At 58.2% G+C, this 13,917-nt stretch carries 12 protein-coding genes; 6 read left to right on the top strand and 6 right to left on the bottom strand.

Translation table 11 applies throughout. The annotated features are described in order from the left end of the window. Window positions 1-116: 116 nt before the first annotated feature. The 3 genes from DW024_RS04875 to DW024_RS04865 form a co-directional block, all read right to left on the bottom strand. Window positions 117-608, bottom strand: a complete 492-nt coding sequence (locus DW024_RS04875) for a PIN domain-containing protein (RefSeq protein WP_117736127.1) — start codon at window positions 606-608, stop codon at window positions 117-119. Continuing rightward, window positions 601-981: a translation repressor RelB gene (locus DW024_RS04870; RefSeq protein ID WP_117584152.1), complete on the bottom strand. Its 381-nt coding sequence runs from the start codon at window positions 979-981 to the stop codon at window positions 601-603. Before DW024_RS04870 ends, DW024_RS04875 begins: the two co-directional genes overlap by 8 nt. A 215-nt stretch (window positions 982-1,196) precedes the next feature. Beyond that, complete coding sequence (locus DW024_RS04865) at window positions 1,197-2,582, bottom strand: M18 family aminopeptidase (protein WP_233541337.1); 1,386 nt, start codon at window positions 2,580-2,582, stop codon at window positions 1,197-1,199. Between the two features lie 161 nt (window positions 2,583-2,743). Here DW024_RS04865 and DW024_RS04860 point away from each other — a divergent pair, with 161 nt between their 5' ends. The 4 genes from DW024_RS04860 (at window position 2,744) to DW024_RS04845 (ending at window position 7,140) form a co-directional block, all read left to right on the top strand. Next, window positions 2,744-3,829 carry a linear amide C-N hydrolase gene (locus DW024_RS04860; protein WP_118377099.1) on the top strand — a complete coding sequence of 362 codons (1,086 nt, stop codon included), beginning with the start codon at window positions 2,744-2,746 and terminating at the stop codon, window positions 3,827-3,829. Between the two features lie 140 nt (window positions 3,830-3,969). Next, window positions 3,970-5,049, top strand: a complete 1,080-nt coding sequence (locus DW024_RS04855) for a 6-phosphofructokinase (protein ID WP_118377098.1) — start codon at window positions 3,970-3,972, stop codon at window positions 5,047-5,049. A gap of 392 nt (window positions 5,050-5,441) precedes the next feature. Next, window positions 5,442-6,371 carry a helix-turn-helix domain-containing protein gene (locus DW024_RS04850; protein WP_118377097.1) on the top strand — a complete coding sequence of 310 codons (930 nt, stop codon included), beginning with the start codon at window positions 5,442-5,444 and terminating at the stop codon, window positions 6,369-6,371. 448 nt (window positions 6,372-6,819) lie between these two features. Then, complete coding sequence (locus DW024_RS04845; RefSeq protein ID WP_118377096.1) at window positions 6,820-7,140, top strand: multidrug transporter; 321 nt, start codon at window positions 6,820-6,822, stop codon at window positions 7,138-7,140. A 116-nt stretch (window positions 7,141-7,256) separates the two neighbouring features. Here DW024_RS04845 and DW024_RS04840 read toward each other — a convergent pair whose 3' ends face one another. Then, complete coding sequence (locus DW024_RS04840; protein WP_233514486.1) at window positions 7,257-10,022, bottom strand: ABC transporter permease; 2,766 nt, start codon at window positions 10,020-10,022, stop codon at window positions 7,257-7,259. A gap of 5 nt (window positions 10,023-10,027) precedes the next feature. Then, on the bottom strand, window positions 10,028-10,729 hold the full coding sequence (locus tag DW024_RS04835) for an ABC transporter ATP-binding protein (protein ID WP_118377095.1): 702 nt from the start codon (window positions 10,727-10,729) through the stop codon (window positions 10,028-10,030). 271 nt (window positions 10,730-11,000) lie between these two features. Between DW024_RS04835 and DW024_RS04830 the strand changes: the two genes are divergently transcribed. Beyond that, window positions 11,001-11,639 (top strand): GyrI-like domain-containing protein, encoded by a 639-nt coding sequence (locus tag DW024_RS04830; protein WP_118377094.1) that lies wholly within the window; start codon window positions 11,001-11,003, stop codon window positions 11,637-11,639. A 185-nt stretch (window positions 11,640-11,824) separates the two neighbouring features. Continuing rightward, the gene (locus DW024_RS04825; RefSeq protein ID WP_118377093.1) at window positions 11,825-13,069 is read left to right on the top strand and encodes a chloride channel protein; all 1,245 of its coding nucleotides are present in this window, start codon (window positions 11,825-11,827) and stop codon (window positions 13,067-13,069) included. A 69-nt stretch (window positions 13,070-13,138) separates the two neighbouring features. Here the strand turns inward: DW024_RS04825 and DW024_RS04820 are convergent, their stop codons facing one another. Then, the gene (locus DW024_RS04820; RefSeq protein ID WP_089572342.1) at window positions 13,139-13,813 is read right to left on the bottom strand and encodes a TIGR00266 family protein; all 675 of its coding nucleotides are present in this window, start codon (window positions 13,811-13,813) and stop codon (window positions 13,139-13,141) included. Window positions 13,814-13,917: the final 104 nt, after the last annotated feature.

The following is a 13,917-nucleotide window of genomic DNA, read 5'->3' as shown; positions in this document are numbered from 1 at the left end:
TGCCGTTCAATTTCAAAGGCGCGACCAGAAGGTCAGCGCCTTTTCATTTCACGGCACCTTGGCGCAAACGGCGGGCTCTCGCTGACTTTTGTTCGACCTGCGGGATCTTCAAATTGCTAGAGCGTTGCTAAGTAATTCTTTGCGTCTTCTACACTCATTGCTGCGACGGGAGCATGCGAACAGAGCTTGACATCGTTGGTGACCAGTAAATCTGCTTGAGCGCGTATCGCTGCCGCAATGATTAAATCGTCTTCGTAATCGCTATGGAGCTCACGCTGTCTGCTCGCCATCCAGATGTCGCTCAGGTCACAGGGCACTGGCGTGGCAAGCTGCGACAGCACGCTAAGACAATCCCATGCAAGCGAAGTCGCTACCGTAGCGGCATACTGGGAAAGCGAACCGTGCTCTCGCCGATACCATGCCTTATGTTCACTTGAAATCAAATAGAACAGGTCTTTGGACGATGTCGCCGCGTACAGCAAATCAACCTGTGCCGTGCATGCATCGCGTAAAAACTCAATCGCCACCGAACGACCACGTCGTGAGGGAATGAAGTAATCGAGCCACACGTTGGCGTCAACCAAGATGCGCTTTGGAGTCTCACTCATAGAGCCAGCTCATCTCCTCGCCATAGCGATCCGCATAGGCATTCCGTTTGAGCTCTTCGTCGTCCGATGGCTGAGCCTTGACCATATCGATTCCCGACTCACAGCAAGCGGCAGCGAACAGCTTCGACCCCTGATCCATGAGCTCGAGCTTACGTTTGGCGGCCTTTTCGCGCTCGCGCTGTTCCGCCCGGGCACGACTGGGCAGCAGGATATCCTCGAGCGCACCGGGGCGATCGGCCAGCGACGCTGCGAGCTGCCAGAGCGCTCGCACCGCTTGGCTCGGCGTCATACCGGCCTTGGAGAGAGCGGCGTCCCCACTCCTTTTAAGATCGGCATCGAGACGTACGTTGATCTGAGCGGCTGTTGTGGTCATGAGCCCTCCCTAATACTTCAAAATATCATAAAGCTCTATGGTAGATACGTAAAGCATGTATAGCATTTATAAGCATTAGCCGTACTCTGTACACAAAAAGCCGCCGAGGCACATTGCACCTCGGCGGCTACGCATCACCAATCCAGTTCGGTTTCACCCTTTGCATTCGCCCAGATAAAACTTGCCAAAATGAACCTGTCCCTTTTTGGCAGGTTTTAGAGCTCCACACTTTCGGCGCCGTTGATGGTTAGGTTTCGCTCGTAGAAGGCGGTGAGGGCGCGGATGGCGTACATTACGTCGCGCACGCCGCCGGTCTCGTAGCTTGAGTGCATGGCCAGCTGCGGCAGGCCCACGTCCACGGCGTGCATACTCACCTGCAAGTTCGACAGATTGCCGAGCGTGGAGCCGCCGGCCATATCGCTCTTGTTGGCGAAGGCCTGCGTGGGCACGTCGGCGTCATCGCAGATAGCCTGGAACACCGCGCGGCTAAAAGCATCGGTGCAGTAGTGCTGGTTGGCCGCCTCCTTGATGACGATGCCGCCGTTGAGCACCACCTGATTGCGAGCATCGCACTTCTCGGCGTGGTTGGGGTGCACGGCATGCGCATTGTCGCAGCTTACAAGCATCGAGGCGGCAAGGGCGCGATGGTACGACTCGTCGTCAAAGCCCAACGATCCGTTAATGCGGCGCAGCGCGTCGGCCAAGAACGTCGACATGGCGCCCTGCTTGGTCTCGGAGCCAACCTCCTCGTTATCAAAGCAGCAGAAAACCGAAACGTCGTGCGCATTCTCGGCACCCAAAAATGCCTGCAGCGAGGTGTAGGCGCATGCCAGGTCGTCGAGCTTGGGCGTCGAGATAAACTCATCGGCCCAGCCCCAAATGCGCGCATCCTGACGATTGACCAGGAACAGATCGCGGCCCAAAATTTGCTCGGGCTCAACGTCCAGTTCGTCGGCGATCAGGGCGTCAAAATCTCCCTGCTTAAGGTCACCGGCGCTGATGAGCGGGCACAGGTCGACGGCGCGGTTGGGCGCAAAGCCCTCATTAACGCCACGATTCATATGGATGGCAAGGCTCGGGATAATAGCGACCTCGCGCTCGGTGGAAAGCAGGCGGCTCTCAATACGGTCGCCTTCGCGTACCAACACGCGTCCAGCCAGCGCCAGCGGGCGATCGAACCAGGTGTAGTCGATCATGCCGCCGTAGGCCTCGGTGTTCAGGCGCAGCGTCTCGCCCGCGCCGTCAAGCTCAGGCACGGCCTTGACCTTAAACGTCGGCGAATCGCTGTGCGACGCCGTGAGCTGAAAATGATAGTCGCCGGCAACGCCGTCCTCGCCCCACGTAGCAGCCAGGTCCTCGCCCACCTTAAAGGCAACAACGCTCGAGGTATTGCGCTGCGTGTAATAACGCCCGCCCGGCTCGATATCCCACGCCGCGTTCTCGGGCAGGTAGGTAAAGCCTGCCTCGTCGAGCTCGGCCATAATGGTCGCCGCCGTATGGAACATGCTGGGGCACGCCTCGATAAAGTCGATAAGGTCGTTAGCGGCCTCGATATCATCGGCCGTCACATGCGCGCGCTCGGGCGTTTCCTGATCCGTCATGCTCTCCCCTTTCACTGGGTTGATGGTTCCCTCCAGCATACCCCGCCGCGCCAGTGCCGTGCCTTTCATTCCATGTTTAATCCCGCGCCGCTCGCCAAGTTGAGCCATCATGCCCGCACTCCTTTTGCGACAATTACGCTAACAGGACGAAAGGAGCCGTCATGAAGCCACGTAACATTGCCATCGCCTGCGGTGTCGCGGGAGTCGCCGTCGGCCTTGCCGCTGCCACCGGCATCGTTTATCACAAACAAATCAAGTCCGCCGCGTCACTCAAACGCTTGACCGGCTACGCGGATGGCTATGACCTGTACGCAATCGACATCGCCTACGACTACGATCTTGATCGCATCATCGCCGCTGGTGTGCGCGACGACCAGGCCTACATCGATGCCGTGGTGGCGCAGGTGCTGCCCGGTGTGCCGGCACATGTCCAGGCGCCCCAGTTTGCCTGCAGCGCTTTTGTCGCCGTAGATGCCGAAGGCCGCGTGCGCACCGGTCGCAATTACGACTTTAAGGACGACACCTCGGCGCTGCTGGTGCGTAATCACCCGCGCGGCGGCTATGCCTCCATCGGCGTTGCGGCCCTTAACAACCTGGACGATAACACTCCGCTTGACTCCGTCGGCGGACGCGCTGCGGCGTTGATGGGCCCGTTTGCCCAGCTCGACGGTGTTAACGAATGTGGCGTGTCCATTGCCGTGCTCACCCTGGATTCCAAACCCTGTGACCAGGACACGCAACGCCCCGTCATCAATACCTCGCTCGCCATCCGTCTGGTGCTCGACCGTGCCGCCACCACGCAAGAGGCCGTCAACCTGCTTTCTGCCTACGACATGCACGCCATGGCCGGACGCGACTACCACTTCTTTATCAACGACGCCGCCGGTGACGCGCGGGTGGTGGAGTGGGATCCGCGCGATCCCAACCGTGCATGCAAGGCGACGCCCGTACGCCAGGTCACGAACTTCTACGCCTGCTATGGTGACGAGGTGCTCCCCAACCAAAAGAATGGCGAGCTGGGCCATGGCAAGGAACGCGCCGTCGCAATCGCCGGTGTCCTTGACGCCCGTGCCGGCGCCCAAGACGAGGCAGTCGCTTGGAAGGCCCTACGCGCTGCGGCGCAAGAGCCCAATCCGGAAGACATCACCAGCAACACGCAGTGGTCGGTCGTCTTTGACAACACCGAGCCCGCTGCCGCCGTCACGCTGCGCCGCCACTGGGGCGACGTCGACGCCTTCACGCCGTAAGGAGCCAGGCCCGTCGACCTTACGCTCGCCTGACGTTGCTTACATTTCTATACGCTTGAGCTAACACGTTTTACCCCTGTATCAACAGTGTGCGGGGGTAAACTTATGCGCATGTTATAACTTGCCCGGAAGGATTCATCATGCTCAGGATCGGTCTTCTTACCAGTGGCGGCGACTGCCAAGCGCTCAACGCCACCATGCGCGGCATCGTCAAAACGCTTATAACCAATAGCGAAGAGCCTATCGAGATCTATGGTTTTGAGGACGGCTACCAGGGCCTTATCTACAGCAGGTTCCGTGTCATGACGCCCGCCGATTTTAGCGGCATCCTCACCCGTGGCGGCACCATCCTGGGCACGAGCCGCACGCCGTTCAAGCGCCTCGACATCCCCGAGGCCGACGGCGTCGAGAAGGTGCCCGCAATGGTCCACACCTATCATAAGCTGCAGCTCGACTGCCTGTTTATGCTGGGCGGCAACGGCTCCACCAAGACCGCCAACCGCCTGCGCGAAGAGGGCCTCAACGTTATCGCCCTGCCCAAGACCATCGATAACGACACCTGGGGCACCGAGTTGACGTTTGGCTTTACGAGCGCCATCGACGTCGCCACCAAGTGCATCGACGACATCCACACCACCGCCTCGAGCCACGGCCGCGTGTTTGTCATCGAGATCATGGGCCACAAGGTTGGCTGGATCCCGCTGTATGCCGGCGTCGCGGGCGGCGCGGATGTCATCTTGATTCCCGAGATCCCCTACGACATGGATAACGTCATCAAGACCATCGAACATCGCATGGAGACCGGCAGCCGCTTTACCATCGTGGCCGTCGCCGAGGGCGCCATCTCCAAGGAGGACGCGGCGCTGTCCAAGAAGGAGTACAAGAAGAAGCTCGCCGAGCGCACGAGCCCGTCGATCGTCTACGACATCGCCAAGGAGATCGAGGCCAAGACCGGTCGCGAGACCCGCGTCGCCATCCCCGGCCACACGCAGCGCGGCGGTCAGCCCGACGCCCAGGACCGCATCTTTGCGACCCAGTGCGGTGTCGAGGCAGCGCTCGGCTGCCTGCGCGGCGAGTTTGGCTACATGATTGCCCTGCGCGACGGCAAGATGTGCCATATGCCGCTCGAGGATGTCGCCGGCAAGCTCAAGTACGTCGATCCCCAGAGCGATCTGGTGCGCGAGGCCAAGGCGCTGGGCATCAGCTTCGGCGACGAATAGCCTCGGCCGAAACTGCTCTCATCGGAGACCCCAGGGCTTACATCCCAAATCGTCCTCGGACATGTCAGGACCCCGCCGTGCGCTTCGCGCGGCGGGGTCCTTCCGTCCTGCGGAAAGATTTGGGATGTAAGCCCTGAGGCCTCCTGCGGTAACTAGGGAGGCCGAGGCTATTCGTCTTCTTGCTGCGGGTGCGTGGGCTGAGATTTTGGGATGTTGCAGGCTCTTAGCTGAGAGTAGCACTGACATTTGTCCTGAAATGGCTGGTCGTTAGGGGTTGCTACCGGTAGTTGCGGTAGGGTTGGGGCAGATTCTAACTAGAAATGGTGGTCGCTACCGGTTGTTCTCGGCATACTCGGCTCATTCGATTCGACCATCAAACGAAAGGAACCACCATGGATCTTGCGATGGCGCAGCGCCTCGTCGATCGCCGTAAAGCTGCCGGCCTTTCTCAGGAGGCGCTTGCTGCCCAGCTGGGCGTAAGCCGCCAGGCTGTTAGTAAATGGGAGCGCAGCGAGTCCTCACCCGATACCGATAACCTCATTGCGCTCGCCGCGCTGTATGACGTGTCGTTGGATGAGCTGCTGTATGGGGAGGCGGTGGATAGCACTGATGACTCGCAGACTGATGATGAGGCACGGAATAGCAACGCCGGCACCAAAGCTTCAGATGAGGCTGAGGCTTCTGCTGAGCACGCTGATTGCAGCGATAAGCCACTTGTCGATATTTCCCTCGCGCGCGGCATCCACGTTATTGATCCCAACAAAGGCGAAGAGGTCCATGTTGGTTGGAATGGCATCCATGTGGCTAACGAGCGCAAGGGTGAAGAGGTCCATGTGGGGCCAGACGGATTGTATATCGATACGCTTGAGGACGATGGACATAGCGTGCATACCAATGACGATGGCACCGTCACCATCGACGGCGAGACGTTTTCCAGCTGGAAGGAGGCGCACGACAAGCTCGACCATCATGGCAAGCATTTCCACACCAAGGTCGGACGTGCATGGAACAAATTCCCCTTCCCCGCACTTGTCGCTCTCGCCTATCTGGTGCTCGGCATTGTCTACAGCACATGGGCTACGGGCCTCTTCCTCGTCTTTTTGATTCCCGTCTATTACGCGCTTGGCGACTTTATCGATCAACGCCGCTTATCTAAGCTGATCGATGTCGTCTATTCAGTCAGTGCCGAGACATGGTTCCTCTACATGTGGCTCTGCCTGGGGCAACCCCATCCCGCCTGGGTAATACTCATCACCATCCCGGTCGTAAAAGCACTCATGCGTTGGTGCCGTAAACAATGGAAGTGCCGCAAACAGGCCTAAACCACCCCAACCAGCCAGCGCCACTCATCCGACACCGCCTGCCCCTTCCAAGTTGCGGTGAGATAGGGACTGTTTTGAAGCTCCAAAGCGCCAAACAGTCCGTATATCACCGCAACTTACAAACAACTGGGTCAGTTCCGGCACGGAGATTAGCATTGAGCTGACCGCGCGCCAAGAAAAGGGCCTATTTACTACGTTTAACTCGAGAGGGCCGACCATACCCGCCTTTTCCGAAAATTGGCAAGCCCTCTACCTGCGGTTTTAATTTCATAATCTTTGTCACGGTCGAGGGTGTGGTAGCAAACGTAGTAGATAGGCCCATTTTGTGGCATACGACCCATACAAGCCCAATCTCGAAGGCTAAAGAGAGCCTCTCATCCACGCCTGTGAGCGAAAACCAAATAGAATGAAAGGCAAATGGAAAGCCCGTTTGACGAGTGGAGGACATATGCGCGACGTAGCCGAAAGCGACTGGAAGCTATTTAAGAAAATGCTTCCTCAATGGCAAGAACGTTATATGGAAAAGCTCATCGCCCAGTACGTTGAGATGCTGAACGGCGACAGCGAAGCGTCCAGTAGTTTTTGGACACTAGAAGAGCGCCTCAATAGAGACAAGCTGTCCTCAGGCGTAATTGCAAACGACATTCGCCGCAGCACAATGCACCGCGAGATAGCCAATTTGCTTATCGACAGCGTGATCACCCTTGACGACCTTGACGGTTTTACCGAGGACATTAAGAGCTATGCGCAACACTGGATTGGCCAGTAAGAGCACTGAACGACAGACATCCCCAGCAAAACGGGGCGAACGCCGGGCCACCTAATGGTTGTCCGGCGTTCGCCCAGATAAAACCTGCCAAAATAAACCTGTCCCTTTTTGGCAGGTTACTCGGCGCTCTTGAGGGCGCCGACCATGTCGATCTTGTTGAGCGTTCGGTTGGTGGCGAGGTTGACGATGATCGTAAAGCCAAAGGAAAGCACCACGGCAAGCGCGTAGCTCAGCGGCTCGACTTCGACGTCAAAGTACAGCGACGGCATCTGCAGGATGTACGTAAAGCTCTCGGCAAGCAGGCCACCCAGCGGCACGCCCAGCGCGGCGCCAATCGCCGTGAGGATCAGCGTCTCCTTGTTAACGTAGTGGTGTACCTCACCACGACGGAAGCCCAGCACCTTGATAGTCGCCAGCTCGCGTTCGCGCTCCGAGATGTTGGTGTTAGACAACGTGAATACCACCACAAACGACAGGCACGCCGCCATAAAGGTCACAAGCACCACGACCGAATTGATAATCGTAAAGTTTGCCTCATAGTTTTCCCAATGCTCGGCGGTACTCGACAGCGTAATCCAACCATCGCTCTTAAGACGGTTGGTAAACGCAATCTGATCGGCCGACGAACCCTTAAGCAGCGCAAGGATGCCGTTGAGGCGCGCGCTTCGACCGAATGCGCGCTCATAGGTGCTCTGCGTCATGTAAAGCGTGTTGCCCAGATAGTTGAGCGAAATGTCGCTGACCTTGACCTTGGCAACATTGAGCGACGAATCCTGGACGTGTGCCGTATCGCCCGGCTTGATCCCCAGCACCAGCTGAGAGCTCTTGCTCAAATACACATCTCCGCCACGCAGGGCGAGCAGTTCTTTGGACTCGTCCTCGAGACACACGTAGTCGTCCAGGTCGTTCGCGCGGTCATCGGGCACCACGATCAGTTGCACGGTCTCGCTCTTGCCGCCAAATGTAAAGGTGACGTTGTCGGTCATAATCGGCAGCGTCGAAGTCACGGTCACGTCGGAATCCTTGGCTGCGCTTCGCTCGTCGAGCGCCGCGCACGTCTGCGAAAAATCGTCGGGATTGGCGACCGCCAGCAGGTCGTAGCGCGTGATATGCCCGTACTGCTTGGGCGAAAGCGCCACCGACGTATCGCGGATGCCCATACCGCAGATCACGAGCGCCGTGCAGCCAGCGATACCGAAGATGGTCATAAAGGCGCGCTTTTTGTAGCGGAACAGGTTGCGTGCAGCGACCTTGTTCAAAAAGCCCATGCGGTGCCAGATAAAGCCAATGCGCTCGAGCAGAATGCGCGAGCCGGCGCGCGGAGCCTTGGGGCGCATGAGCGAGGCAGGGGTCTCGGCCATCTCGTGGCGGCAGGCGATAATCGTGGCTCCCACCACGCCCACGGCAAACAGCGCCACCGAAACGATCGAGGACACGATGTCGTACGAAAGCAGCATCTGGGGCAGCGAGTACATGTCGTCGAACACCGTAAACAAGAACAGCGGCAGACCCACAAATCCGATGATATTGCCGAGCACGCCACCGATCAGACACGCCCACAGCGAGTAGTCCACATATTTGGACAGGATGCGCCCGCGTGAATAGCCGAGCGCCTTGTACAGGCCAATAAGCGTGCGCTCCTCCTCGACCATGCGGGTGGCGGTGGTGAGACTGATAAGCACGGCGACGATAAAGAAGATGAACGGGAACACCGTGGCGATGGCCTCGATCGAAGAACTATCGCTCTCGACGCTCGAGTAGCTTGCGATATTGCCGCGGTCCTGGATGTACCAGGTGCATTCGCCCAGGTCAGAGAGCTCGGCGCGGGCATCGGCAAACTGCTGGTCGGCGGCGGCACGGCGCTGGTCCAGGTCGGCTTGCGCCTGCGCACGCTCGTCGCTGCCCTCGGCCATGCGATTGATGTTGTCCTGCTCGATCCCAAAGACCATATTCGCCTGACGCTCAGCTGCGTCCAAGCTCGCCGGTGTGTCGACCGTCAGCTCCTGGGCGCGCGCCTTCTCACGCTCCTCGCGGATCTTCTCGATATTGCCCTTGACCTCATTGATCTTTGCCGAGTAGGCATCCGAATAGGAGTTGAGGCTCTTGGCTCCCTCGACGACCACGTGGACAGCGGAGTAGGAAGAAGATGTCGCGGCATCCTCGCTCACGTAGAACTTGTAGTCCGCAGTCGAAGCAGCGCGAAAGGCGTTGACTGTCGAGTCGGAGCTCACGTCGGTAGGATCGAGAACCTCGGCCGTGATGGTGTAGTCCCCATCGGCAAACTGGTCCTTGGCGCTTTGGTTCGACGAGCTCGCATCGTTGGCGGCAAAGCTCACCGTATCGCCGATTTTCTTGCCCGAAGCCTTCAAAAAACGTGAGGTCACTGCCACTTCGCCCGAAGTCTCGGGCAGCTCGCCGCGCACTAGCACCGGTTGGTCAATATTCTCTTTGGAGAGGCTCTGTACGACGACACGCTCGCGCGTCGTACCCACGGCGGTATAGGCGGTCTCGGTATAGATGCCCTCGGCCGTCTCGACGCCATCGACCTCTTGGATCGCGGCAATATCGTCACCGGTCAGACCATAGGTCGACTGCACGTTGATGTCATAGACATTCTGCTGGTCAAAATAGGCGTCGACCGAATCACACAGGTCCTCGCAGCCCGCCTTAAGGCCGCACATCACGCTCACGCCAAGCGCGGTGATCACAACGATAGACAAGAAGCGTTTGAGGCTGCCGCGAATCGTGCGGTAGATGCCACGGCGAAAAACCGTCGGCACCATATCGTTTGAGCTTTGGGCGGTACGGTAGGTCGTAAAATCCTGCTCGCGCTCCGTGTTCTGCGCGTCGCGGCGTTGACTGTTTTGGCGGTCCTGATTCATGGGCGCTACCACTCGATCGTCTCGATAGGCACAGGATTTTGCTGGATCGTCTCGCTCTCCACGCGGCCGCTCTTAAAGCGGATCAGGCGATCGGCCATGGGCGTCAGCGCAGAGTTGTGGGTGATGATGATGACCGTAATGCCTTGCTTGCGGCAAGTGTCCTGTAGCAGCTGCAAGATCTGCTTGCCGGTTTTGTAGTCGAGTGCACCCGTAGGCTCGTCGCACAAAAGCAGCTTGGGGTTCTTAGCCAGCGCGCGGGCGATGGATACGCGCTGCTGCTCGCCGCCCGAAAGCTGCGCCGGAAAGTTAGCGAGGCGGTCGCCCAGGCCAACCTGGCGAAGCGTTTGCTCGGCATCGAGCGAATCGGGGCAGATCTGCGCCGCGAGTTCGACGTTCTCAAGCGCCGTCAGGTTAGGGACCAGATTGTAGAACTGAAAGACAAAGCCAACATCGGCGCGACGGTATTCCACAAGCTGAGCCTCGTTGGCAGAGCTCACGTCACGCCCGTCCACCGTCACGGTGCCAGAAGTTGCCGTGTCCATGCCGCCCAGAATGTTGAGGGCCGTGGTCTTGCCGGCACCCGAAGCACCCAAAATGATGGCGAGCTCGCCGCGCTCGACCGTAAAGCTCGCGCCGTCGAGCGCGTGGATGCGGGCATCGCCCTCGCCGTATGCCTTGATGACGTCTTTGAATTCGATATAGGCCATCGATTAATTCCCATCTGGTCGGATAACTCTTTAGTATTACCCATTTCCCACCTACCAAAAAGGGACAGGTTTATTTTGGCAGGTTTTATATGGGGAAACGGCAGCTATAGATAGGGCGCCGGGGAGGCCGAGAAATCATCAACGGGGTCAGGCCGACCGCCAAACACAACGCACGCATCTCAATCTGTCAGCCAAATCATTCGAACAGCTGTTCGTTTCTATGATATGATTCAACTATCTAAGCAGGCCAATACGCAGAAAGGCGGCCAACATGGCGTTCGACTTTAAGAAGGAATGCAAGGAGCTCTACAAACCTGCAAGCAAGCCGAGCATCGTAACAGTCCCGCCTATGAGCTACGTTGCCGTTCGCGGAAAGGGCGACCCAAATACCGAAGGTGGCGAGTATCAAAACGCCCTGCCGCCACTTTACGGCATCGCCTATACCGTCAAGATGTCGAAGAAAGGCTCAAGGAGTATCGAGGGCTATTTCGACTTTGTGGTACCGCCGCTCGAGGGTTTCTGGTGGCAAGAGTCCCCGAGCGGCGGCATCGATTATGTACGCAAGGACAATTTCAACTTTATCTCGTGCATCCGCCTGCCCGATTTCGTCACCCGAGATGACTTTGACTGGGCAGTCGCGGAAGCCACGACCAAAAAGAAACTGGACTTTTCCGCCGTCGAACTGCTTAAAGTTGACGAGGGTCTCTGCGTTCAATGCATGCACACCGGGCCCTACGACAACGAACCGGCGACCGTAGACGCTATGCATGAATACACGACCGAGCTGGGCTATGTTCCCGACTTCTCAGACACCCGTTTACATCACGAAATCTATCTCTCCGATCCACGCAAATGCGCACCGGAGAAACTTAAGACCGTGGTTCGTCATCCTATCAAGCGCGCTGAATAGCGTGGGGCGTCATTTCACGCGCTAGGTTTTAAGCCGGCCAACCAGCCGCCTCCTAGGCCGTCCGGTAATTATCTTGACGCGGCCCGTCGCATCTTATAAGTTTGTTTTGCTAAAGCTGGAAAGCCTCTCAACGATGCGCAACTCCAGCTCTTTTTCTATCAAGAGAGCAAGTGTCGAAAAGCAAAATGTCAGAAAGCAGCGCTTCGAGCAGAATCAAACGCCTGGTCAACACCTATAGCGGTCTCGTGCTCATGGGCGCCGTCGGAATCCCTATCGGCGTTATCGTTGGCGCCATCTGTGCCCTTTTTGGTCGTGTGCTCCTGGCAATCGGCGCCTTCCGTGACGAGCACATCGTACTGCTCCTTCCCTTCCTCGCCCTCATGGGCTTGGCCATCGTATTTGCCTACCTCACCTGGGGCAAAGGCACCGATCGGGGCATGAGCTTAGTATTCGACGTAGGTCACGGACGCGAGGACGCCATCTCCCCGCGTCTGGTGCCGCTCATTATGCTGAGCACGTGGGCCACGCATCTCTTTGGCGGCAGCGCGGGACGCGAAGGCGTAGCCGTGCAGATCGGCGCAACCGTCTCGCATTGGATCGGCCGACGTCTACCTTTCCGAGAACCCGGCAACACGTTTTTGCTTATCGGCATGGCCGCCGGCTTTGCCGGACTCTTCCGAACGCCCCTCGCCGCCACGGTCTTTGCGATCGAAGTACTGGTCGCAGGACGCATGGAATACCGCGCGCTGTTTTCCGCGCTTACAGCCTCGCTCGCCGCAAGCATGACCTCCGGCGCTCTGGGGCTCGAGAAGTTTGAGGTCGCCGTTACCGCCTCGTATGCGCTCGACCTCCCCGGTCTTGGACGACTGGCGTTGTTGGGTATCGCGTTTGGTATGGTAGGTGGAGCTTTTGCCTGGTGCCTTGCCCATGCCAAGACCCTTGCAGCGCGGCTGCTCCCCAGCCCTTACATACGCGTTGCCGTTATGGGCCTTGCGCTGTCGGCGATTCTGTTCGCGCTGTGGCAGGGGCGATACTGCGGCCTTGGCACCAACCTGATATCCGCGGCACTGGGTGACAACGGTGAGGCGTCGATCATGCCTTGGGACTGGGCGCTCAAATTCGTACTCACCATCGCCACGCTTGCCGCAGGATATCAGGGTGGCGAGGTGACGCCGCTGTTCTCCATCGGAGCCAGCCTGGGTGTCGTACTCGCCGGGATTCTCGGCATGCCCGTCGAGCTCTGCGCCGCGCTGGGATACGCCGCCGTCTTTGGCAGCGCCACCAATACGCTGCTCGCGCCCATCTTTATTGGCTGCGAGGTCTTTGGCTTTAGCAGTCTGCCGACGTTCTTTATTGTCTGCGTCGTGGCCTACCTGTTCAACATGGATAAGTCGATCTATGCGCTGCAGGAGCACAGCCGCACCCGATAAACAGGGCGTTTGCCACCAAAAAACGCGCACGACAGGCCGGGCCCGCCGCGCGCGTCATCCTATACACGATTAGTTATTGTTGTTGGTCATCGAAGCCACTGCTGCCGCAAGATTGGAAATGGGCATTGTCTGCAGCCAGATGCGCCCCGGACCGGTGAGCACAGTGTTGAACACACCTTCACCGCCAAACATGATGTTTTTGACGCCCTTGACCATCTGCGCGTCGATGCTCACCGTCTCCTCAAAGCCGGCCACGTTGCCGGTATCTACAATCATTTGCTGGCCAGCAGCAAGCTCGTACTCAACTAGGTCGCCGTCGATCTCGGCAAAGGCAATACCCGAGCCCGTGAGCTTTTGCATGATAAAACCCTCGCCGCCAAAGACGCCGGTCTTTGCCTTCTTGTTAAAGTGGATGCTCAGCTCAACACCACTTTCCGCGGCAAGGAACGAACGCTTCTGCAAAATCCAGCTCTTACCAGGGCCAATCTCGATCGGTATAATGCGGCCGGGGAAGCAAGAGCCAAACGCAATCATGCCATCGCCGTGCGCGGTCCAAATGTTTTGGAACAACGCCTCACCCGAAAAAGCCTTAGAGAACATCTTGCCTATACCACCGCCCGAGGTGGACATCTCCATGTTGGGGGTCATCCAGACCATGGCACCGCTTTCGGTGATCATGGATTCGCCGTCGCTAAGGTTGCACGTAACAACCGGGAAAGCCCCTCCGCCGATCTCGTACTGCATGACCGTCTCCTTTCCTTCGGGAGCCGAACAACGATGTCCATATTTTAGCAGTTAGAGGTGCGTTTATTTGGGTCGGTGGCGTTCATGGCGCCGATCACCGCCAG

It is taken from the genome of Collinsella sp. AF37-9 (assembly GCF_003475115.1).
In the GTDB taxonomy this organism is placed as follows: Bacteria; Actinomycetota; Coriobacteriia; order Coriobacteriales; family Coriobacteriaceae; genus Collinsella.
Note: the sequence above shows the minus strand (reverse complement) of the source record. Positions and strands in the feature narration are given on the sequence as shown.

Excerpts from the sequence above, each read along its gene's own strand:
- DW024_RS04875 (WP_117736127.1), bottom strand. The coding sequence starts at position 608 with ATGAGTGAGACTCCAAAGCGCATCTTGGTTGACGCCAACGTGTGGCTC.
- DW024_RS04870 (WP_117584152.1), bottom strand. The coding sequence starts at position 981 with ATGACCACAACAGCCGCTCAGATCAACGTACGTCTCGATGCCGATCTT.
- DW024_RS04865 (WP_233541337.1), bottom strand. The coding sequence starts at position 2,582 with ATGACGGATCAGGAAACGCCCGAGCGCGCGCATGTGACGGCCGATGAT.
- DW024_RS04860 (WP_118377099.1), top strand. The coding sequence starts at position 2,744 with ATGAAGCCACGTAACATTGCCATCGCCTGCGGTGTCGCGGGAGTCGCC.
- DW024_RS04855 (WP_118377098.1), top strand. The coding sequence starts at position 3,970 with ATGCTCAGGATCGGTCTTCTTACCAGTGGCGGCGACTGCCAAGCGCTC.
- DW024_RS04850 (WP_118377097.1), top strand. The coding sequence starts at position 5,442 with ATGGATCTTGCGATGGCGCAGCGCCTCGTCGATCGCCGTAAAGCTGCC.
- DW024_RS04845 (WP_118377096.1), top strand. The coding sequence starts at position 6,820 with ATGCGCGACGTAGCCGAAAGCGACTGGAAGCTATTTAAGAAAATGCTT.
- DW024_RS04840 (WP_233514486.1), bottom strand. The coding sequence starts at position 10,022 with ATGAATCAGGACCGCCAAAACAGTCAACGCCGCGACGCGCAGAACACG.
- DW024_RS04835 (WP_118377095.1), bottom strand. The coding sequence starts at position 10,729 with ATGGCCTATATCGAATTCAAAGACGTCATCAAGGCATACGGCGAGGGC.
- DW024_RS04830 (WP_118377094.1), top strand. The coding sequence starts at position 11,001 with ATGGCGTTCGACTTTAAGAAGGAATGCAAGGAGCTCTACAAACCTGCA.
- DW024_RS04825 (WP_118377093.1), top strand. The coding sequence starts at position 11,825 with ATGTCAGAAAGCAGCGCTTCGAGCAGAATCAAACGCCTGGTCAACACC.
- DW024_RS04820 (WP_089572342.1), bottom strand. The coding sequence starts at position 13,813 with ATGCAGTACGAGATCGGCGGAGGGGCTTTCCCGGTTGTTACGTGCAAC.